Source organism: Hoeflea sp. Naph1 (assembly GCF_046837775.1).
In the GTDB taxonomy this organism is placed as follows: Bacteria; Pseudomonadota; Alphaproteobacteria; order Rhizobiales; family Rhizobiaceae; genus Hoeflea.
This window is the reverse complement of record NZ_CP177286.1, coordinates 4489470-4508167: the sequence shown is the minus strand read 5'-3', so window position 1 is coordinate 4508167 and position 18698 is coordinate 4489470. Positions and strand designations below refer to the sequence as shown.

At 58.6% G+C, this 18698-nt stretch carries 15 protein-coding genes and 2 pseudogenes; 11 read left to right on the top strand and 6 right to left on the bottom strand.

Annotation, left to right across the window (positions count from 1 at the left end; all coding sequences use genetic code 11):
* Positions 1-8 precede the first annotated feature (8 nt).
* From ACK6D9_RS21590 to ACK6D9_RS21575, 4 genes and pseudogenes are all read left to right on the top strand, one after another.
* Entirely contained in the window at positions 9-737 is a 729-nt protein-coding gene (locus ACK6D9_RS21590) for an SDR family oxidoreductase (RefSeq protein ID WP_412050068.1), read from the top strand.
* 25 nt (positions 738-762) lie between these two features.
* On the top strand, positions 763-2394 hold the full coding sequence (locus tag ACK6D9_RS21585) for an FGGY-family carbohydrate kinase (protein WP_412050067.1): 1632 nt from the start codon (positions 763-765) through the stop codon (positions 2392-2394).
* A gap of 293 nt (positions 2395-2687) precedes the next feature.
* Positions 2688-3471 (top strand): annotated as a pseudogene (locus tag ACK6D9_RS21580) (IS3 family transposase); the annotation flags it as partial.
* 66 nt (positions 3472-3537) lie between these two features.
* Positions 3538-4702, top strand: a pseudogene (locus tag ACK6D9_RS21575) (IS3 family transposase).
* A 78-nt stretch (positions 4703-4780) separates the two neighbouring features.
* On the opposite strand, the gene ACK6D9_RS21570 reads toward ACK6D9_RS21575, so the two are convergent.
* The gene (locus ACK6D9_RS21570; protein WP_412051874.1) at positions 4781-5536 is read right to left on the bottom strand and encodes an N-formylglutamate amidohydrolase; all 756 of its coding nucleotides are present in this window, start codon (positions 5534-5536) and stop codon (positions 4781-4783) included.
* A 157-nt stretch (positions 5537-5693) separates the two neighbouring features.
* On the opposite strand from ACK6D9_RS21570, the gene ACK6D9_RS21565 reads away from it, so the two are divergent.
* The 5 genes from ACK6D9_RS21565 to ACK6D9_RS21545 are packed head-to-tail and all read left to right on the top strand — an operon-like array spanning position 5694 to position 9776.
* Positions 5694-6485, top strand: coding sequence for an ABC transporter ATP-binding protein (locus tag ACK6D9_RS21565; protein WP_412050066.1), 792 nt, complete (start codon positions 5694-5696; stop codon positions 6483-6485).
* Positions 6478-7200, top strand: a complete 723-nt coding sequence (locus ACK6D9_RS21560) for an ABC transporter ATP-binding protein (protein WP_412050065.1) — start codon at positions 6478-6480, stop codon at positions 7198-7200. Before ACK6D9_RS21565 ends, ACK6D9_RS21560 begins: the two co-directional genes overlap by 8 nt.
* A complete protein-coding gene (locus tag ACK6D9_RS21555) occupies positions 7197-8087 on the top strand; it encodes a branched-chain amino acid ABC transporter permease (protein ID WP_322989584.1) in 891 nt (296 codons plus the stop codon). The genes ACK6D9_RS21560 and ACK6D9_RS21555 overlap by 4 nt, the downstream gene beginning before the upstream one ends.
* Position 8088: 1 nt before the next feature.
* Positions 8089-9138 (top strand): branched-chain amino acid ABC transporter permease, encoded by a 1050-nt coding sequence (locus ACK6D9_RS21550; protein WP_322989585.1) that lies wholly within the window; start codon positions 8089-8091, stop codon positions 9136-9138.
* On the top strand, positions 9135-9776 hold the full coding sequence (locus ACK6D9_RS21545; protein WP_412050064.1) for a cysteine hydrolase family protein: 642 nt from the start codon (positions 9135-9137) through the stop codon (positions 9774-9776). Before ACK6D9_RS21550 ends, ACK6D9_RS21545 begins: the two co-directional genes overlap by 4 nt.
* Positions 9777-9852: 76 nt before the next feature.
* Here the strand turns inward: ACK6D9_RS21545 and ACK6D9_RS21540 are convergent, their stop codons facing one another.
* Together ACK6D9_RS21540 and ACK6D9_RS21535 are read right to left on the bottom strand one after the other, a co-directional pair.
* On the bottom strand, positions 9853-11169 hold the full coding sequence (locus ACK6D9_RS21540) for a glutamine synthetase family protein (protein ID WP_412050063.1): 1317 nt from the start codon (positions 11167-11169) through the stop codon (positions 9853-9855).
* A gap of 8 nt (positions 11170-11177) precedes the next feature.
* Positions 11178-12065, bottom strand: a complete 888-nt coding sequence (locus ACK6D9_RS21535; RefSeq protein WP_322989588.1) for a MurR/RpiR family transcriptional regulator — start codon at positions 12063-12065, stop codon at positions 11178-11180.
* A 188-nt stretch (positions 12066-12253) separates the two neighbouring features.
* Between ACK6D9_RS21535 and ACK6D9_RS21530 the strand changes: the two genes are divergently transcribed.
* Positions 12254-13393 carry an ABC transporter substrate-binding protein gene (locus tag ACK6D9_RS21530; RefSeq protein ID WP_412050062.1) on the top strand — a complete coding sequence of 380 codons (1140 nt, stop codon included), beginning with the start codon at positions 12254-12256 and terminating at the stop codon, positions 13391-13393.
* Positions 13394-13488: 95 nt separating this feature from the next.
* The gene (locus tag ACK6D9_RS21525) at positions 13489-14127 is read left to right on the top strand and encodes an isochorismatase family cysteine hydrolase (RefSeq protein WP_412050061.1); all 639 of its coding nucleotides are present in this window, start codon (positions 13489-13491) and stop codon (positions 14125-14127) included.
* Positions 14128-14335: 208 nt separating this feature from the next.
* Here the strand turns inward: ACK6D9_RS21525 and ACK6D9_RS21520 are convergent, their stop codons facing one another.
* Genes ACK6D9_RS21520 through ACK6D9_RS21510 form a run of 3 tightly spaced genes read right to left on the bottom strand, consistent with a single transcriptional unit; the run spans position 14336 to position 18689 of the window.
* Positions 14336-16114: an ABC transporter ATP-binding protein gene (locus ACK6D9_RS21520; RefSeq protein ID WP_412050060.1), complete on the bottom strand. Its 1779-nt coding sequence runs from the start codon at positions 16112-16114 to the stop codon at positions 14336-14338.
* Positions 16111-17070, bottom strand: a complete 960-nt coding sequence (locus ACK6D9_RS21515) for an acetamidase/formamidase family protein (protein ID WP_412050059.1) — start codon at positions 17068-17070, stop codon at positions 16111-16113. The genes ACK6D9_RS21520 and ACK6D9_RS21515 overlap by 4 nt, the downstream gene beginning before the upstream one ends.
* An 8-nt stretch (positions 17071-17078) precedes the next feature.
* Entirely contained in the window at positions 17079-18689 is a 1611-nt protein-coding gene (locus ACK6D9_RS21510; protein WP_412050058.1) for an ABC transporter substrate-binding protein, read from the bottom strand.
* Positions 18690-18698: the final 9 nt, after the last annotated feature.

Genomic DNA, 18698 nt, shown 5'->3' with positions numbered 1-18698 from the left:
AAAATGCAATGAACAAAAAAATGGAAAATAAGACCGCAGCCATTACCGGTGCGGCATCGGGGATCGGGCTCGAATGTGCCCGGATCCTGATCGAAGAAGGTGCGCAGGTCGTGTTGGTCGACCGGGCGAAGGATCGGTTGAACGAGCTCTGCGAGGATTTGGGCGACAATGCCAAACCGCTCGTGATTGATCTTCTCGACGGCCCCAAAGTTTCGGCGATGGCGCCGCAGATCGAAGCATTAGTTGGCCCGCTCGATATCTTTCATGCCAATGCCGGCGCCTATGTCGGCGGGGCTGCCGCGGAGGGCAATCCGGACGAATGGGACCGGGTTCTCAATCTCAACATCAACGCGGCGTTCCGAAGTGTGCAGGCCGTTTTGCCGGGCATGATTGAGCGCAGAACCGGAGATATCATCTTTACCAGCTCTGTCGCAGGTGTTGTCCCGGTGGTCTGGGAGCCGATCTACACGGCGTCGAAATTTGCGGTGCAGGCGTTTCTTCACACCACGCGGCGCCAGGTTTCGCAATACGGCATCCGCATGGGCGCCGTCCTCCCCGGGCCAGTCGTCACGGCTCTGCTTGACGACTGGCCCAAGGAAAAGATGGAAGAAGCGCTTGCCAATGGCTCGCTGATGCAGCCACGCGAAGTTGCCGAAGCCGTATTGTTCATGCTGACGCGTTCTCGCGGTGTCGTTATCCGCGACATGGTGATCCTGCCAAACAGTGTTGATCTGTGATCGGTTCAAGCCTTGGGGGGAACCCATGACCAAAATGAACAATGGCTCAGACGGTTATGTACTTGGAATCGATGTGGGGACGGGGAGCGCCAGGGCAGGCGTATTCACGACAAGCGGCCGCCTGGTCGGCACCGACAAATCTCCAGTGTCGATTTACCGTGAAGGCGCCGATGTCGTCGAGCAATCGAGCGAGGACATCTGGCAGGCTGTGGTCAAGTCGGTGCGCGGTGCGGTGGCCGCAGCAGGCGTGGCGCCAGAGCAAATTCGCGGCGTAGGTTTTGATGCTACATGTTCACTTGTTGTGCTTGGAGAGAACGGCACCCCCCTGCCTGTGGGGAACCCGGATTATCCTGATCGCAACATCATGCTGTGGATGGACCATCGGGCAGTAAAACAGGCCGAACGCATAAATGCGACTGGCCAAAAGGTGCTCAATTACGTGGGCGGGCAGATCTCGCCCGAGATGGAAACGCCGAAACTGCTGTGGCTCAAGGAGAACCGTCCGGCCATTTTCGCCAAGGCCTGGCAATTCATGGATTTGACCGATTACCTGAGCTGGAGAGCCTCCGGCGATCTTTCCCGCTCGATCTGCACATTGACCTGCAAGTGGACCTATCTCGCGCACGAAAACAGATGGGATCCTGACTATTTTAATGCCATCGGACTGCAGGAGCTGGTCGACGAGGGCTTTGAGCGCATAGGCACGAATGTGGTTGCCGCCGGTTCGTCTCTCGGTTCAGGGCTGACGGTGCAGGCTGCGAGTGATCTCGGCCTTTTGCCCGGAACGCCCGTGGCGGCCGGCCTGATCGATGCCCATGCAGGTGGTATCGGATCCGTCGGGGCAGAGGGAGGCGGCGGAGCTGAGGCCAATCTCGCCTATGTGTTCGGAACATCCTCATGCACCATGACCACAACCCGCGAACCGGTCTTCGTGCCGGGCGTATGGGGCCCTTATTTCTCGGCGATGGTCCCGGGCCTTTGGCTCAATGAAGGCGGCCAGTCAGCGGCTGGGGCAGCCATCGATCAACTGCTGGATTTCCACCCCCATGCCGCCGAAGCTCACGCCGCGGCCGCGCGCGAGGACTTGTCCCTGCCTGCCTGGCTGGCACAGCGCGCTGGTGCCATGTTAAACGGAAGTTCCAATGCGGGCGCACTGGCTGGATCAGTCCATGTGGTGCCGGAATTCCTTGGCAACCGGGCGCCCTATGCAGACCCGAAGACCCGCGCCGTCATTGCCGGTCTGGGGATGGAACGGGACGTCGACAATCTGGTCGCGCTTTATATCGCTGGTCTGTGCGGCATTGCCTACGGTTTGCGCCAGATCATCGATGCGCAAGCCAAGGCAGGAGCCAAGGTGGATCGCATCGTCATCAGCGGCGGCGCGGGCCGCAGCGATCTGGTTCGGCAGTTGTTGGCCGATGCAACAGGCATTGAACTCGCCGCTCCTGCAACCGAGGAGCCGGTTCTCCTGGGCGCGGCAATTCTGGGAAGCGTGGCAGCCGGGATACATGAAGACATTCACGTCGCGATGGCGAAGATGTCCTCTTTCTCATCGCGGTATCAACCACAGCAAGGCGCCGTGCGCGATCTTCATGATGCCCGGTTCGACGTATTCCAACAACTACAGACTGTCGCAAGAACGGCTGTCGCGATTTGACCTGACATATTATGATGAGGATGCCGCGTTAATCGCCGGCCAAGGACGCCCACGCAAGCCATATTAGGTCCGCGATCAAATCAGGGCGCTTCTAGGTGGCGTAGCCTTGACAGAGTCAAACGCCAAGCTGCTGTTTTGTCAGCTCGGCCATCCATCCATACTCAGCATTGTGTAAGTCTAACGACCGCTATATGGGATGAAACGGCCACCCGTCTACGTCGACTGCTTTTGACCTGCTCCCCTGAAACGTCCTCGAATTGAGGTTAGTCTGTTCCTACTGAAGGAGACAGACGATGAAACGATCAAGGTTCACTGAGGAACAGATCATTGGAATTCTGAAGGAGCATCAGGCGGGGCTGGGTGCGAAGGAGCTATGCCGGAAACACGGCGTAAGCGATGCGACCTTCTAAAAGTGGCGCGCAAAGTTTGGCGGCATGGAAGTATCGGATGCCAAAAAGCTGAAGGCGCTGGAGGCTGAGAACGCCAAACTCAAAAAGTTGCTGGCCGAGCAGATGATGGATGTCTCGACGCTCAAGGAAATGCTGGGAAAAACTTCTGAGGCCTGGTGCGCGGCAGCACGCCGTGGACTGGGCCATGACACAAAAAGGATATCGTCAGCGGCGGGCCTGTGCTTTGGCGGGGATCGATCCACGTGTTTATCGGCGGCCGCCAACACGGTTGGAAGATGCGGAGCTGCGAGCACGGTTGAAGGATTTATCGTCTGAACGACGGCGGTTCGGCTATCGGCGTCTGCATGTCCTGCTGCGGCGAGAGGGCTGGCAAGTGAACCGGAAGAAGCTGTATCGCCTCTGCAAGGAGGAGGGTCTGACCGTGCGCAAACGTGGTGGCAGGAAGCGTGCCTTGGGCACCAGAGCGCCGATGGCAATCCCGCAGGGCCCTAACCAGCGGTGGAGTCTGGACTTCGTATCAGACAGCCTGTCGTGTGGTCGCCGGTTCCGCATCCTGAACGTGATTGATGACTTCAGCCGGGAATGCCTGGCCGCCGTTGTCGATACCTCCCTGTCCGGCATTCGGGTTGCACGCGAACTGGACCAAATCGCCGAGATGCGGGGCTACTGGAGTTGCCCCCTGAAAGTGGTCCACCAACTGGGATAGATTATCCCTCAAATTGGAGGATCAGCGATGGCTGGAAAACGAGAGAAACCGGAAGAGATTGTATCGAAGCTTCGGCAGGTTGAAGTTCTGCAAGGGCAAGGTGCGACGATTGCTGACGCGGTGCGCCAGATCGGCGTGACACAGCAGACGTTTTATCGATGGCGGAAGCTCTATGGCGGGATGCAGCGATCTCAACTCACTCGGCTGAAAGAGCTGGAGAAGGAGAACCAGCGGCTTCGGCGGGCGGTGTCTGACCTGACACTGGACAAACTCATCCTGACCGAGGCGGCAAAGGGAAACTTCTAAGCCCTTCGCGTCGTCGCAAGTGCATCGACCATGTGCGGCGGGAGCTCGGCGTATCGGAACGCCGCGCCTGCCGCACGCTCGGACAACACCGATCCACACAGCGCAAGGTGCCACAGGGCCGGGCAGATGAAGAACGGCTGACCGATGATATCATCGAACTGGCCGACAAGTACGGGCGCTATGGGTATCGCATGGTCACCGGTCTGCTGAACAACGCGGGCTGGCAGGTAAACCATAAGCGGGTTGAGCGCATCTGGCGGCGTGAAGGGCTGAAAGTGCCACAAAAGCAGAAGAAAAAGGGGCGGCTTAGGCTGAACGACGGATCATGTGTGCGTCTCAGACCGGAACGGCCAAACCACGTCTGGTCCTACGACTTCGTCCAGGATCGAACCGCTGACGGCCGCGTCTATCGGACGCTGAATATCATCGACCACTGCCCGGCAGGCGTTTGCTTGCAAACGGCGAGAGGGAATACACCAGGGAGGCACTCATGATCCGCGTGGACCGCAAGCTCAACTCAACGGACGTGCTGGATGCTCTGACAGACCTATTCATCCTGCGCGGCCCGCCGGAATACATTCGGTCGGACAATGGGCCGGAATTTATCGCCCAGAAAGTACGGGATTGGATTGCAGCTGTTGGAGCCAAGACGGCCTACATAGAGCCAGGCTCACCATGGGAGAACGGATACTGCGAAAGCTTCAACGCCCGGTTCCGCGACGAGCTGCTGAACGGCGAAATTTTCTACAGCCTAAGGGAGGCGCAAATCCTGATCGAGCAATGGCGTATCCACTACAACACCGTCAGGCCGCATAGCGCTCTGGGCTACCGCCCGCCCGCGCCGGAAAGCATTGTCCCGATGGACCAGACGCCCATGATGCACTAACAATCAAACCGGACCACCTGATGGGGGCACGCCACTCCGACCGGCTGAGCTCAACAGGTTTCCTCCGGCAAGCTCGCGTCAGTCGCTGCGACTACTCCCGACCAATGCGTCGCGCAGAATCTCCGCCCAATGCGGGGCGGCACTGGCATCGGCAATGAGGTCGTTGCGAATCTCGAATTCCACGCAGGGCAAGCCGCGTTGTTCGCCGTGCACAGGTATGGCGTAATCGGTATCGTCGCCAACCGCATAGGGCTCGTTTATGCCGATGCACAGATCCGTGTTGTCTTTGAGCCAGGCGGCAACCGACGGCGCCAGGGCACGGTCGCGGTTGAACAGGACCCCGATTTCCCAAGGCCGTTTCTGACCAAGATAGACAGGCGTGAAGGAATGCACGGTGACCAGTTTGGTGGGGATACCGCGTTGCCGACGGTCATCGAGCGCTTCAGTTACCGCATTGTGGAATGGCCAGAATATCTCCCGCGCCCGGGCATCGGATGCTTCCGGCGTCAGGTCCAGGTTGCCCGGCACATCAGTGGCTTCGCTTCGTAAAGGTGTGAAGGCGGCCACATCGGGGCGGCGGTTGCAATCACAGACAATGCGCGAGTAGCGCTGGGTATAGAGTGGTGCATCGAGCAATTTCGACAGTTCGATTGCGACCGCGCGCGCGCCAATATCCCAGGCGATATGCCGCTGACGGTCGGTCTCCGACAGCCCCATTGTGCCAAGGCTCTGAGGAATTCGGTTTCCAGCATGCTCGCAAATCAGAAAATAATCAGATGTGGCACTCTGGTTGAAAATCTCCAGAGGATGAGGTTCCCCGGGTGAGAGCACCATCGCCTTGGTGTTATCGTGCAAATCAGACACTTTTCCGCTCCATGCTGTTTGTATCAATTCGTACAAATGCAATCGAAACATTGCAAGATGTATCTTTTAGTTGACGATCGTGGGGACGGCACCTTATCGTCGGAGGCAATTGAAGGAGCACACTTACGTGGCAGAAGTACCAGTCATTGATGCGAGCGGATTGCAACGGGGGTTTGGTGGTTTGCTGGCAGTGGATGGCTATGGATTGCAACTGGCCAGGGGAGAACTGGTCGGCTTGATTGGCCCCAACGGCGCTGGCAAGACAACTGCTTTCAATCTGCTGACCGGCGTGTTGGAACCTTCATCCGGGACGATCCGAATCGAGGGCCGTGACCATACCGGTTCTCCCCCCCATGTCATGGCGCGCGCCGGGCTGGCCCGAACCTTCCAGAACATTCGTCTCTTTGACGATCTCAGCGTACTCGAAAACATCATGTGCGGCGGTCACATGCGCCATGGTGCCAGTACGCTTGCGACCATCCTGCAGCTTCCGTCATTCTGGAGGGCGGAAGAAAAGCTGCGGGATGTGAGCCGCGATATCGTCGAACGGATCGGCCTGCAGGAACTTGCAGCCCGCAAGGCGGGCGATCTTTCCTACGGCGATCAGCGCCGGGTGGAAATCGGGCGGGCGTTGGCCGGGCAGCCCAAGGCGTTGCTGCTCGATGAGCCTGCAGCAGGGCTGAATCCGTCTGAAACCCGCGATCTGGTCGATTTCATCCGCCGGATCAATTCCGATTTTGGCATCGCTGTTCTGGTGGTGGAACACGACATGCATCTCGTCATGGATCTGTGCGACCGTATCCAGGTGCTTAACCGAGGCACGCTGATTGCCGAGGGTACGCCGGTCGACGTCCAGAAGGATCCGGGTGTGATCGAGGCCTATCTCGGCACCAGGCGAAAGGAAAAAGCCCATGCTTGAGATACGCGATCTGAATGTGTTCCGAGGTGCGACGCATGTGCTCAAGGACGTGGCTTTTGGCGTTGACGAGGGCAGTCTGGTGGCACTGATCGGAGCCAATGGTGCCGGGAAATCAACCACCTTGCTGACCCTTTCGGGGCTATTGCCGGCGCGTTCGGGTTCAATTCTGTTCACCGCGGGTGGAACAACAATTGACCTGGTGCAATCTTCATCTGAAAAAATCGTTCGCGCCGGGCTGGTCCAATGCCCCGAGGGGCGACAGGTATTCCAGTCGCTCAGCGTGGCGGAAAACCTCGCCATGGGCGCCTACACACAATCGGACAAAGCGGCGATAAAACAGACGACCGAACACGTTTATGAACTGTTTCCGATCTTGTCCGAAAGAGCGCATATAGCGGCCGGATCGCTGTCCGGCGGCGAACAGATGATGCTCGCCATCGGCAGAGCTTTGCTGGCCAAACCGAAAATGCTGCTGTTGGATGAGCCCTCCCTTGGTCTCGCCCCGCAGATCGTCGAGAAAATTTTCGATATTATCGAACAGCTGAAAGCGACAGGTGTCACCATCTTGCTGATTGAACAAAACGCGGCAATGGCGCTCGATATCGCCGACCGCGCCCATGTCATGGAGAACGGACGCATCGTGCTTTCGGGCACCGGCGCAGAACTTGCCCAGAACGACCGGGTCCGGCAGTCCTATCTCGGGGTTGCAGCATGAGCCAATATCTTTTCCAACAACTGATCAACGGCCTTGCGCTTGGCAGTCTCTATGCGCTTGTCGCGATCGGGTTTTCGATGATCTACGGCATCGTCCGACTGATCAATTTTGCCCATGGGGACCTGGTGATGATCGGGGCATTCTCAACGCTCGCCCTGGTGAGCGCAGGCGTACCGTGGCCGGTCATCCTGATCTTTGTACTGGCGATCGGCGCGCTTGCGGGCATGGCGATCGAGACGATCATTTTTCGGCCGATGCGTGGCGCCAGTCCGGTCACCGGCTTTATCGCAACACTGGCGGTTTCGATTGCCATTCAAAACAGCGCGCTGATGATCCTGTCCGGTCAGCCGCGGAACTTTCTGTTTCCAGCCTTCATGCGTCAACGCATCGAAGTTAGCGGGGTCAATGCTTCGTTGACAGATCTCGTCATTATCGTGCTGACCCTGCTTCTCATCGGCGGGCTGTTTCTGGTGGTTTATCGCACCAAGCTCGGCACGGCGATGCGGGCGACGGCCGAGAACCTGATGGCTGCTCGGCTGATGGGGGTTGCGGTCAATCGGACGATCCTCGCCGCATTCGCCATCGGCAGTGCGCTGGCTGCCGTTTCCGGCCTGTTCTGGGGCGGCAAATTCGGCCAGATTGATCCCCTGCTCGGGTTTGTGCCGGGACTGAAGGCATTTGTCGCCTGTGTCATCGGCGGTGTCGGCTCGATTGGCGGCGCCATGCTCGGCGGTTACATTCTCGGGCTTGCCGAAGTTCTCTTTGTCGGTTTGTTGCCACAGGAGTTCTCGGGCTATCGCGATACGTTTGTGTTCCTGCTGCTGATTGTCATTCTGTTGGTCAAGCCATCGGGGCTTTTTGCACGCAATACCGAGGAGCGCGCATAAGATGAAGGCGAGAGAACTCAACGAGGCTCGGGCAATTACCCCGCATGCAACCCCGATGAAGGGGTTTGTCGCCGCGGCCGCTGTTGTCGTGATCGCGTGCCTTGCGATCTTTGTGGCGAGCAAGGGACTGAGCAATTATACCGTTACCCTGCTGGCATTGTTGTTCATAAATGCAGCATTGGCGGTATCGCTGACACTAACCAACGGCCTTACCGGACTGTTTTCACTGGGGCACCCGGCCTTCATGACGATTGGCGCCTATGTCGCCGCCATCCTGACATTCAGTGCAAGGCGAAAAGGGTCGATGCTCCCCGATCTGCCGGACTGGCTTGCGTCAACCGAGTGGTCGATGTTGCCGGCATTGCTCGTCGCCGGCCTGGCCGGTGGCTTGGTCGCCTTGGCCATTGGCGGCGCCGTGCTTCGGCTCAAGGGGCACTATCTGGCAGTGGCGACCCTGGGATTGATCATCGTTGTCCAGGGGCTCGCAACCAACTGGGACGGCATTACTCGCGGCGGATCAGGCATCAGTGGGCTGCCCCGGTATGTTGACATCTGGTGGGCATTCGGATTCCTGGTGCTGGTGGTTGCTGTGACATGGCGGATCAAGTTCTCGTCGCTGGGACGCGCAATGATGGCGGTTCGCGAGAATGAGCTTGCTGCCAAGTGCAGCGGCATCAACGCAGCGCGGCTCAAGATTCTGGCCTTTGTCATCGGCGCCATCATGGCCGCCATGGCCGGCGCGCTGCTGGCCCATCTCATCAGTGTCGTGACCCCGAAAACTTATTCGGTTCTGTTGGCCTTCAACATCGTGGTGATGGTTGTCATCGGCGGTTCCGGCAGCATCATGGGAGCTCTGCTTGCGGCGACGGTTATTACCATCGTGTCCGAAAGCCTGCGGCCCGTTGAGGAGAGCGTGGGGCTTTATGGATTGAGCCAGGTGATAGTAGCGCTTTGCCTGATCCTCGTGCTTTACCTCAAACCGTCGGGACTTTTCGGCAGTGGTGAACCGGTGGTCATTCGCAAATTATTCAGTGGAAGGCAGGAACCATGACAGAACCGCGCCGCAAGGATGTTTACCCGGGTCGCGTCTTGCCGCTGAGCGCCGAGCGCTGCGGGTTGCTGGTGATCGACGTGCAGAACTGGGTGATGGATGCAGCGAACCGTCAGCCACGACCCGAATTTTACGAGGCTGCTCGCGGGCACGTTATCGGCAATATCGGCCGGCTGGCCGAGTCATGCCGGCAAAACGGCATAGAGGTCATCTATACGGTGATGGAGAATTTCACCGACGATGGCCGTGACCGCAGCCTCGACTACAAGCTTTCGAATTTCTTCATTCCCAAGGGATCCTGGGACGCCAAGGTGATCGACGAGGTGGCGCCTCAGGGCGACGAAATGATCATTCCGAAGACCTCTTCCAGCCTCTTCAATTCGACCAACTTCGAATATCTGATCCGCAATATCGGGCTCGACACCCTGTTTGTAACCGGTTTTCTCACCGACCAATGCATCGATCATACCATTCGCGATGGCGCTGATCGCGGCTTTCACATGGTTTGCGTGGCCGATTGCTGTGCAACCGATACTCAAGCGAGACACCAGTCGGCGCTGGCGGCGTTCAAGGGCTATTGCCGCATGGAGACAACAGACAGCCTGATCGCTGCAATCAAGCGCGACACCAGCGGTTAACGCATCGCCGAAGACCGGGACAAATTCTGCTGGTTATAGACTGCGCCCGGCAATAGCGGGGCGCAGTCCGGTTTCATCAGTAGGCCAAGTGGTATTTCTCGCACTGCTGCCCGTCCGACAGGTCCTTCATCAGGTCCACCTCAAAGCGTTTGTGCGCAAGATAGGCTTGGATCAAATCTTCACCCAGCAACGGCTTGAATGCGGCTTCGCCCTCGAACAGGTCCAGTGCCTCGGTTAATGATTGCGGCAAACGCACAATGCCCAGGTCGCGGAGTTGCGCATCCTCAAGATCCTGCGGCGGGCCGGGACAGACTTCCGGCCGGTCGAGTTTCTGGTCAAGTCCATGAAGGCCTGCGGCAATCAATGTGCCCAGAACCAGGTAAGGATTTGCCGTCGCATCGGCCGCGCGAAATTCAAAGTGGAACTGTTTTGAAATATCAGTCCCGGAACCGGGGAAAACCGGACAGATCCTCAAACCGGCCTCACGGTCGCGCTCCCCCAGATTGTTGTAGGCCGCGCTCCAGCGATTGGGGGTCAACCGCAGATAGGAAATCGTGCCGGCGGCGGTAATGGCCGTCAGCGCAGGCATGAGCTTGAGAATGCCAGCCAGAAACGAGCCGGCGGTTTCCGACATGTTGTTCTTGCCCTGGCTATCGTAATTGACCGGCTTTCCGGATGCTGCGTCCATCAGGCTGAAGTGCATGTGCACGCCGTTGCCTACCGCGTCAGGCCGCAGGATTGGGGTGAAGCTTGCCCTTGTATCGAAATACTGGGCAACCGCACGCGCGATCTCGCGCACTGCCACGGCCTCGTCAGCCGCCTTGACGCCTTCAGCTGGCCCAACCGTTACCTCATACTGTTTGGGTCCGTATTCCGGCATGAACGTATCAATCTCGAGGCCTGCAGCCTTGAGCGCGCCGAGATAGGTCTCGGCAAAGCTGCCTTGGCGCCGAAACGCATCAAGGGCGTAGCTTGCATTGGGTAATTCCTCGACATCCTCGAGCATGAACTCATGCTCGAATGCTGCCTTCAGCTTGAGGCCATGACGGTCCTCGAGTTGCTTAAGCATGCGCTTGAGGAAACTGCGCGGACAAACGCTCCACGGGGTCCCGTCAAGATTGCATATATCGGCCATCATATAATGAAACGCGGTGTGTTCATCGCCAAAATCAACCCGGACACGCGTGGCGTCATCGGGAACCAGCACTGTATCTCCAAACGGCCCCCAGGGGCTTGGCGCGATCGGGCCGTGTGCGGTGATCATGCTGTTGGTCGGGGTCCAGCCAATGCCTTTCTTGAGGCGGCTTTCGAGATCACTGGCCGGAAAGCCCTTGCCTCTAACCTGGCCAGCCAGATCGGCCGTGCACAACATAATGATCTCTTCACGCAACATGGCAGTCCTCATCTCGTTTTTTGATTGCTTTTGGCGCCGGTCTGATTGTTTGCGGCAAGGTGTGACCGCAGATCTTCCAGCGCTTCGATCCGCTTTTTGCCAGTCGTGTCCACCTTGCTGGCGACGGCGCCAACCAGGGCTTCGGCCACACCGGTGCCGACGGTCAGAACGTCAAATATCGACGGCGCTTCCACCGGGAAGGCCAGTACATGGTGCGCCGAACGTGCGGCTGGCGACTGCCAGATATCGGTAAGCAGGACGATGGTCGCGCCCCGCTTGGCGGCGGCATCGGTGAAGTTGATGACATCGTCCTGGTAACGGCGAACATCAAAGACAACCAGGATACTGTTGCGCCCTATGTCGAGCAGGCATTGCGGCCAGATCTGGGTCTGCCCCGAAATCGGATAGACTTTTCCCCGGATTGCGATCAGCAGGTCGCCCATGTAATTGGCAATGTTTGACGAGTACCTGCCACCCAAAAGGTGAATGTCACGCCGCGGGTCAGCCAGCAGAACGGCAACCTTGTCGAATTCCTTTTCGGAAATTAGATCCGGCAGCGCGCGGAAGTGCTCGGCAAGGCGATCGCTGGTTCTTGCAAGAAACGATGACTTGGCCGCTTCGTCACGCACCTTGCGTTCGCCAAAGCGCATCAGTGGCGACTGAAGGGTTTCCTCGATGTGACCGCGCAACGCCACCTGAAAATCCGCGTAGACCGGGAAACCCAACCGCTTGACGAGGCGCAACACCGTTGCCGTGCTGACACCGCTCTGACCGGCAAAGTCAGCGACCGTGGTCAGGCCCGCCATTGGATAATTGGCCATGAGATGACGCGCCGCACGCGCCTCCCGGCTGCTCAATTCAGGCAATGCCTGCCTCAGTTCCTCAAGCACGTTCATTGATATTTACTCATCAGAGATGACGCCTCCATCTGTATCAAATCAGACAAACATGCTCATTGAAAGAAAAAATGTACCATTCGATTGACGTTATCCATTTGCAGAGGCATGCTGCTATCGACGCATGAGGTGTGTGCACAGCTTATGTGTGAGGGTGAACATTCGACTAATTTAACAAGGAGATTAGCATGAAAAGTTTGATCGCCGCATCGGTGGCCTTCGCTGCCATGCTGGGAGCGGCCCACGCACAAGAAATCAAAATCGGCGCGCTATACAATCTGACCGGAGGCATGTCGTCACTTGACGGGCCATCGCTCAAGGGCGCGCAACTTGCAGTCAAGCAGATCAACGAGGGTGGTGGACTGCTCGGCCAGCAGGTCGTGTTGATTGCCCCTGATGGCAAGACCGACCAGCAGGAAACCGCCAAGTCGGCTCAACGTGTTCTCTCCGAAGGAGTGGTCGCGGGCATTGGTCAGTCAGACACGACATTCGTGATGGCCGCAGCGCCGCTGTTTCAGGAAGAAGGCATCCCGTTTGTCACTTCGGGGGCGACCCATCCGGAATTGCCGCAGTGGGTCGGCGACTACATGTTCATGGCGCCGTTTGGTGACGATGACCAGTCCTATGCCATCGCGGACTATGCCTATGACAAGCTTGGTGCCCGCAAGGTCGCTGTGTGGACTGACAACTCGATGGATTTCACCAAGGCTTTGAGCAAGTTCTTTGTCGAACGGTTCGAAAAGCGCGGCGGTGAGATTGTCGGGACGGACACCTTCATGATGGGCGACACCGACTTTTCTGCCCAGATCGCCCGTATTGGCTCCCTGGATCCGAAGCCGGATGCCGTGTTCATCTCGGCCATTCCTTCCGAAGCCGGGCTGTCGGTAAAGCAGATCCGCGAGCAGGGCATCACCATGCCAATCGTTTCCGGTGATGGTTTTGACACTGAACTGGTGGCGAGCGTGCCGGGGCCGGAACTGGCCAATGACGTCTATTTCTCGACCCATACCTACCGCGCTGATGACCGCCCGGAAGTGGCCAAGTTCGTCGAGGACTACAAGGCGGAATATGGCATTGATCCGGAAAATGCGTTTGCTCCGCTCGGGTACGACGCGCTTATGCTGGTTGCCGATGCGATCCGCCGCGCAGATTCAGCCGAACCCAAAGATATCCGCGATGCCCTCGCAGAAACCCGGGGCTTCAAGGGTGTTACCGGTGAAATCAGCTATACGCGCGAGACCATGGTTCCGCCGAAGCCGGTTTCCATTATCAGCGTGAAAAACGGCAAATATGCTGTTGAAGAAATCTGGAATCCGGAAACCAACTAAACACCGCTTGCAGGTAGCAGAGAAGACGGGGCCCAGCTTGGCCCTGTCTTTTTTCTGGGCCGTTGGCATAGTCACCAATCGGGAGATGGTTTGAAATGAGTACGAACATCGGCGGCACACTCGCCCGGTATGAGGGGCGCGACAGAAATCTGGATTCGCGGAAAACAGCCATTCTGGTCGTTGATGCCCAGAATGCCGAATTGCAGCCTGAGATACTGCAACAACATCCGGAATTCGCTGAAGCGCTGAAGCACCGGGCGCTGCCAGCCATGCGCCGGTTGCTGGACACGGCGCGCGAACGCGGCGTCGAGGTGATCTACACTGTTATTGAATCACTGACCCAGGACGGGCGGGACCGGTCCCTGGACCACAAGCTGTCCAATATCCACGTCCCCAAGGGATCGCCGCTGGCCAAGGTTATCGATGATGTCGCGCCGATGGGCGATGAGATCGTGCTGCCAAAAACCTCGTCAGGTGTCTTCAACTCGACCAACATCGATTACGTGCTGCGCAATCTGGGTATCGAGAACGTCATCATCACAGGATTTGTCACCGACCAGTGCATCGATATGGCGATCCGCGACGGCGCAGATCGCGGCTATTACATGGTCTGCGCAGCGGACGCCTGTGCGGCCTACACGGAACAACGCCACGCCGCCGCCCTGAAGGTCTTTGGCGGCTATTGCCGTGTCCAGAATGTTGATGAGATTCTCGCTACAATTATGGTTGGATAGACCTCTCGCCTATCAAGGCAACAACAGCGCCAGCAGCAGACCCCTGCTGGATAATAACTGGGGGCAAGACCAACAACCCCCGGAAGAACGGATAGCGGTCAGTCCACAGGTTGGTGCTTGAGCAATAGGAATATGCTCTCTGGCCAAGCAGCAAACGTCGGGTGAGCTTAATGTGACAGTTATCATCCAAGTTGGGCCAGCGGTCGGCCTATTCCGGGGCAACCAGATGGCCAGCATCCACATCTACCAGAGCCCGCCGCGCGGGGCCTGAACCTAAAGGCCAGACCGGGCTAGGAACTTCGCCGGTCAGTCTTGGCAGGCCAGCGCGCGGGCTGCGTGGATCGGGCACAGGGACGGCGGCGAGAAGCCGTTTCGTATAACTGTGGCGCGGGTTGCCGAACACCTGCTCACGCGTCCCCATTTCGACGATCTGGCCCAGATACATGACCGCCACACGATCGGAAATGTTCTCGACGACAGCCATGTCGTGGCTGATGAACAGGTAGGTCACCCCCATTTCCTTTTGAAGGTCACGCAGGAGGTCCAGGATCCGTGCCTGTATCGAGACATCGAGTGCCGCCACGCTCTCGTCGCAGACGATCAACTGGGGCTTGAGAGCCAGTGCCCGGGCGATGCAAATGCGTTGACGCTGGCCGCCGGAGAACTGGTGCGGATAGCGACTGTAGTAAGAAGGCGACAGATCGACCCGTTCGAGTAACTGGTAGACGCGTGCGCGTTGTTCTTCGATGGTACCGATGTTGTGGATGGCTAGCGGCTCGCGGATAAGCTCGCCAACCGTCATCCGCGCATCAAGCGCGGCCATCGGGTCCTGAAAGACGATCTGCAGATCGCGGCGCAGTGCCTTGCGGCCTGCTGCGTCCAGACGAACCAGGCTGTTGCCGTTCACCTCTATGTTGCCGCTGTAGGGCACCAGTCCGACCAGCGCCTTGGCAATCGTGGATTTGCCGCAGCCGCTTTCCCCGACAAGGGAAAGGGTTTCGCCGCGGATAATCTCGAGCGAGACATGCTCCACCGCATGGACTTGAGCCTTGATCCGGCCGAGCACGCCCTGACGGACGGGAAAGCGCACCGAAACATCTTCAATGCGCACCAGGGGGTCATGTTTTTTGAGCGGCGCACGCGCCTCAGCGCCACCGATGCGAGGCACAGCGGCCAGAAGTTCACGTGTGTAGTCTTCGCGCGGGTTTTCAAACAGTTCGACCGTGGCGGCGCTTTCAACGGTGCTGCCCTTTCGCATGACGATCACACGGTCGGCCATTTCAGCCACAACGCCCATATCATGGGTGATCAGAATGACCGAAGTGGACAGATCTCGCTGGAGATCGCGCAGCAGGTCCAGCACCTCTCGCTGCACTGTCACATCCAGCGCGGTTGTCGGCTCATCGGCTATCAGCACGTCGGGACGCAGGGCGATGGCCATGGCGATCATCACCCGCTGGCGCATGCCGCCGGAAAGTTCATGGGGAAATTGCTCAAGCCGTTTCTCGGGCTGTGACAGGCGAACGGCCCGCACGGCTTCCAGCGCGCGCGCCCGTGCATCGCTCACGGATACGGGGTCATGTGCGCGGATTGCCTCGATCAGTTGGCGGCCGATGCTCATCACCGGGTTCAGCGCAGTCATCGGTTCCTGGAAGATCATGGCGATGCGGGCGCCACGCAGTGCGCGCATCTGCGATTCCGGCAGGCTGGTCAGTTCAATCTCGCCCAGCCGGATCGAGCCCTGGGTAATGCGCACGGCCGGCTGGGGCAGAAGCCCCATGCAGGCGAGCGACGTGATCGATTTGCCTGAGCCGCTTTCCCCGGCAATGGCCAGCACTTCGCCGCGGTTGAGATCAAAGGAAAGGCCTTGAACCAGCGGCACCAGCCCATCCTCTGACCGGGCCGAGACATGAAGATTACGGACCGACAGGACAACGCCCTGCCTGTCTGCATCCAGCGCCGGTGAAAGCGGTTCAGCAATAGTCATTCGAACACGACTCTGGGGAAGTAGAAGCTGACGACCACATTGGGCATGTCCACGATTTCGGAAATCCGCAGATCACCGCAGGTGGATGCCAGCATATAGGCGTCGGCCGGGGACAGTTTCTGTGTGGCACACAGCAGATCAATCATGCCGGACAAGGCGTCTTTTGCTGCGGTCCAAAGATCAGGACCGATTCCGGTTGTCACCTCATAGCCCTTGGCGTCGAGGTGCCGGGTGACGGGGCCTGGGGTGGTAAAGCGCGGAGTTTTCAGCGGTTGATCCTTGATTAGTTCCAGCGTCAGGATCGCGTCGAAGGGGCTTTCGATCGCCGTCCCGCACACTTCGCCGTCGCCTTGCGCGGCGTGCGTATCGCCAACGCTGAACAGGGCGCCATCCACTTCCACCGGCAGGTAAAGCGTGGTGCCCGCCGCCAGGTCGCGGATATCAAGATTGCCGCCTACCCTGCGCGGGGGAACAACCGAGTGCAGCCCCGGCTCCGCCAGTGCATTGCCGATGGTTCCGGCAAACGGCTTCAGCGGCACGCGGCCGTTCTTGCCAAACAGCGCCTGCTCCTTGGCATCGACGTCGAATTTCCACACCGTCAGCGCCGGTTCGGCAAACTGATCGGCCAGAAGCCCAAAGCCTGGAATGATCGCGGTCCAGCCAAATCCCGCCCCTTCACGCAGTTGCGGGGTGAAACCTTCAATGGTCACCTTCAGCACATCGCCGGGCTTCGCCCCGTCGACGAAGATGGGGCCGGAAACCGGATTGATTTTGCCAAAATCCAGTTTTGCCACTTCCTCGACGGTGGAACGGGGGCCAAGCTGGCCCCCGGAACTGTCGAGGCACTGGAACAGGATTGTCTCGCCCGGCGCAGCAGTCAAGGCAGGGGCAATGCTATTGTCCCAGCCGAAATGGTGCTGATGGGCGTGGATAGTGTGGTTACAGTGCTTGCACATGCCGTGCCTTACTCCTTGATGAAGACGTAGTCGTAGTTGACAGGGATCGACACTGGATCAACAAAAAGCGCATCGTCACCGCCAAGGCGGGCCGATTTCATGGTGAAGCGCTGCTCGTTGAACACCGGCGCCCATGGCGCGTCTTCCATCACGGCCATGTAGATATCGGACCACATCTTCAGGCGCTCATCGCCCTTGGCCGGATCGACAATGGAATCTGCTTCTGCAGCTTTGGCGTCCAGATCCTCGTTGCAGTATTTTGCCCAGTTCCAGCCGCCTTCCACGGCGCCACCGCATCCCAGGATCGGTCCATAGAAGTTGGCGGGATCCGGGAAGTCGGCAATCCATGCCATGCCACCAGACCAGATCATCGGCGCGGTGCCTGCGCCGCCCGCCTCGATCACGTTGGCTTGTGCCAACGACTTGATCGCTGCATCGATACCGATCGCCTTCAGGTCCTGCTGGATGGCCTGGGCGATTCGCGGGTTGGGGTCCGTGTTCATCACGAACAGCTCGGTTTCAAATCCATCGGCATAGCCCGCGTCGGCCAGAAGCTTTTTCGCAGCTTCGGGATCATACGCATAGCCGGCGTAGTCCTTGGTGTAACCGGGCATGGTGGGCGGCAGTGGCTGGGTTGCCGGCACCGCGCGACCATTGATGACCTGAACGATACGGTCCTTGTTGATCGCCATGTTGACGGCGCGGCGCACTTCGACCTTGTCGAAAGGAGCGGCTGTGACGTTCATGGTGACATAGCCCGTGTGAAGCTGGCCACCCTCGACAACCAGCGCTGCCTGCTCGGGGTCATTCATTACCTCGACAAATTTTGCAGGCGGGATTCCGTCACCGGGAATGTCCACTTCGCCGTTCTGGGCGCGCAGCAGGGCCACGATAGGCTCCTGGCCAACCTCGACGGTGAAACTGTCGAGATAAGGCACGCCCGAGATCCAGTAATCAGGGTTCTTCTCAAACGTCAGACGCTGGCCCAAAGACCATTCGGTGAGCTTGAAAGCGCCGGTTCCGACGGGCTTCTTGCCGAAATCGGCCCCTTCGGCCTCCACTACTTCTTTCGGCACCACGAACGAGAAGTTCAGTGCCATGATATGCAGGAAGGTGGCGTCTGGCCGCGACAGCTTGATGACCACAGTGTTTGCGTCAGGCGCAGTCACTCCCGAAAGGCCATCTGCCTCGCCCGCAGCAGCTGCATCAAAGCCTTCGATCATGCTGAAGAAGCCCTGTCCGGGGGACTGGGTGGCCGGGTTGACCACACGGTTGAGCGAATAGACAACATCATCGGCCGTCATCGTGCGGCCGTTGTGGAACTTCACGCCCTGGCGCAGGTTGAATGTATAGGTCAGCCCGTCATCGGACAGGGTGTGGCTTTCGGCCAGGCCGGGGCGCAGCACGGTGGTGCCTGGCTCATAATCCATCAGCCCGTCAAACACCGACTTGATCATGGACCAGTTTTGCCAGTCATAACCGATGGCAGGGTCAAGCGTGGCGACGTCGTCCTTGTAGGTGACAATCATGTTGCCGCCAAGCTTGGGTTCGTCACTCTGCGCAAACGCAGGAACCGCCATCAGAGCGGCAAGTGCGGTAGACAATAGTAGTTTTTTCATCGTTTTCTC

What these genes read in the sequence shown, in the direction of transcription:
- ACK6D9_RS21540 (WP_412050063.1), bottom strand. Translation starts at nt 11,169, where the DNA reads ATGTTGCGTGAAGAGATCATTATGTTGTGCACGGCCGATCTGGCTGGC.
- ACK6D9_RS21585 (WP_412050067.1), top strand. Translation starts at nt 763, where the DNA reads ATGACCAAAATGAACAATGGCTCAGACGGTTATGTACTTGGAATCGAT.
- ACK6D9_RS21550 (WP_322989585.1), top strand. Translation starts at nt 8,089, where the DNA reads ATGAAGGCGAGAGAACTCAACGAGGCTCGGGCAATTACCCCGCATGCA.
- ACK6D9_RS21510 (WP_412050058.1), bottom strand. Translation starts at nt 18,689, where the DNA reads ATGAAAAAACTACTATTGTCTACCGCACTTGCCGCTCTGATGGCGGTT.
- ACK6D9_RS21555 (WP_322989584.1), top strand. Translation starts at nt 7,197, where the DNA reads ATGAGCCAATATCTTTTCCAACAACTGATCAACGGCCTTGCGCTTGGC.
- ACK6D9_RS21545 (WP_412050064.1), top strand. Translation starts at nt 9,135, where the DNA reads ATGACAGAACCGCGCCGCAAGGATGTTTACCCGGGTCGCGTCTTGCCG.
- ACK6D9_RS21560 (WP_412050065.1), top strand. Translation starts at nt 6,478, where the DNA reads ATGCTTGAGATACGCGATCTGAATGTGTTCCGAGGTGCGACGCATGTG.
- ACK6D9_RS21515 (WP_412050059.1), bottom strand. Translation starts at nt 17,070, where the DNA reads ATGTGCAAGCACTGTAACCACACTATCCACGCCCATCAGCACCATTTC.
- ACK6D9_RS21530 (WP_412050062.1), top strand. Translation starts at nt 12,254, where the DNA reads ATGAAAAGTTTGATCGCCGCATCGGTGGCCTTCGCTGCCATGCTGGGA.
- ACK6D9_RS21535 (WP_322989588.1), bottom strand. Translation starts at nt 12,065, where the DNA reads ATGAACGTGCTTGAGGAACTGAGGCAGGCATTGCCTGAATTGAGCAGC.
- ACK6D9_RS21520 (WP_412050060.1), bottom strand. Translation starts at nt 16,114, where the DNA reads ATGACTATTGCTGAACCGCTTTCACCGGCGCTGGATGCAGACAGGCAG.
- ACK6D9_RS21570 (WP_412051874.1), bottom strand. Translation starts at nt 5,536, where the DNA reads ATGGTGCTCTCACCCGGGGAACCTCATCCTCTGGAGATTTTCAACCAG.
- ACK6D9_RS21590 (WP_412050068.1), top strand. Translation starts at nt 9, where the DNA reads ATGAACAAAAAAATGGAAAATAAGACCGCAGCCATTACCGGTGCGGCA.
- ACK6D9_RS21525 (WP_412050061.1), top strand. Translation starts at nt 13,489, where the DNA reads ATGAGTACGAACATCGGCGGCACACTCGCCCGGTATGAGGGGCGCGAC.